2 protein-coding genes are annotated in these 1,638 nt (G+C 63.3%); one reads left to right on the top strand and one right to left on the bottom strand.

Annotated features, from left to right (window positions below; translation table 11 throughout):
• On the bottom strand, positions 1-198 hold a 198-nt coding region (locus ACRDUX_RS26585), incomplete at its 3' end, for an NTP transferase domain-containing protein (RefSeq protein WP_526418140.1).
• A 190-nt stretch (positions 199-388) separates the two neighbouring features.
• On the opposite strand from ACRDUX_RS26585, the gene ACRDUX_RS26580 reads away from it, so the two are divergent.
• The coding region (locus ACRDUX_RS26580; protein ID WP_526418138.1) for a delta-60 repeat-containing protein at positions 389-1,638 on the top strand (1,250 nt) is incomplete at its 3' end.

Raw genomic sequence — 1,638 nt, 5'->3', positions numbered from 1 at the left:
CTCGGGAAGGATGTCGGCGAAGTCGTCGTCGGGGCCGGTGATCACAACCACGCGTTCGGCACCGGCGTGTTGCGCGGCGAGAACGGGGTAAACCAGCATCGGCAATCCACCTACGGGATGGCGAACTTTGGTCACGGATGAGCGCATGCGGGTGCCCTTGCCCCCGGCCATGATCACGACTGCGCCCACTGCTGCCATCGCGCCATCCTACTTTCACGCGGGTCCCGCGCTGCCTGAACTACGCAAATTGCGGATGACCTCTCACACCCGGTGCGACAGGTGGGTCGCAATTTGCGACCTTTCCGGACTAGCGGACACCTGTTCCATCCCGTGATTCTTGTTACGCGGGGGTATCCAGTACAACTGTTTGATGTCTAAAAAACTTCGTGTGGCCACGCTGGCCGGTTTGAGCGCCACGATCCTCCTCCTGACTGCATCCTTTGCCGGAGCAGCGCCTGGCGCGCTGGATCCGACTTTCGGGATCGGTGGGCTTTCCAGTCCTGCTGCACCAACGAACTACGGCTATTCCAATCAGGCGATTGCCGTGCAGCCTGACGGGAAGATCGTTACCGCCGGATATGAGCAGTTCATGTCGAGTCCGACCGACATGGCGGTGCAGCGGTTCAACACCGACGGTTCGCTCGACACGGCCTTCGGCGGCGGAGATGGCGTCGCGAAGATCGATGTGCCAACCGCGAACTCCTCGAGCGCCTACTCAGTGAAGCTCCTGAGCGACGGCTCGATAATCGTCGGCGGCGAGCGCGTCGTCAGCGGAAACAATTTTGAGTTCGTCGTCGCGAAGCTTGATGAAGACGGAGTGCTCGACGACTCGTTTGACGGAGACGCGGGGAACACCTGTGGACCCAGCGCCGGGAACGGAATCGTTTGCATTGCGGTCTCGGCCGGCGCAGGAACCGATCGCGGAAAGCAGCTCGCGATCGAGCCCGACGGGGACATCCTGCTCGCGGGCGGCGTGTATCTCTCACCAGGTGTGGGCATGGCCGGCGTGATCCGGCTCAAGCCCACGGGAGCGCTCGACGCGACGTTCGGGGGCGACGGCCGTGTGACGACTCCGCTCGCCGACAACAGCTGGGACAGCTGGGGCAATGCTCTGAGCCTGCAACCGGATGGCAGCATGATCATCTCGGGAGGCATCGAGGGCAAGGGCGACAACGGGCTCGGCGTTGAGGTCTACGTGTACGCGCTCGGATTCGTGCGGATCGACTCCGGCGGTGTCGTGGATACGACATTCCACAGTGTCCAGCCCGGCTACACGGGCAATCCATACACGTACGGAGTGATCCTTGCCCCGCGAGGCGCGGCATGGTCATACGGCGCAGTGAGCGACGCCGCCCTGCAGCCGGACGGCAAATTGGTCGCGACCGGATACGCAAACAACGGATCACCCATCGTTCTGGGCTCGTCCCTGGTCGCCCTCCGCCTGACGACAACCGGCGCGCTGGACCCCACGTATGGCTCCGGCGGACGGACGTTGATCGACTTCGGAAAGAGCAACAGCGGTGAACGAATCCGTCTCGACTCGACCGGGCGCGCGTACATCGCCGGCTACTACACGCCGGACCTGATCAACTACGAATTCGCGACGCGACTGACCTCAGCGGGCGCGCTGGACACGAC

The sequence above is a fragment of the Mycobacterium sp. genome, assembly GCF_050701675.1.
Classification (GTDB): Bacteria; Actinomycetota; Actinomycetes; order Mycobacteriales; family Mycobacteriaceae; genus Mycobacterium.
This window is presented reverse-complemented; position numbering and strand designations above follow the sequence as displayed.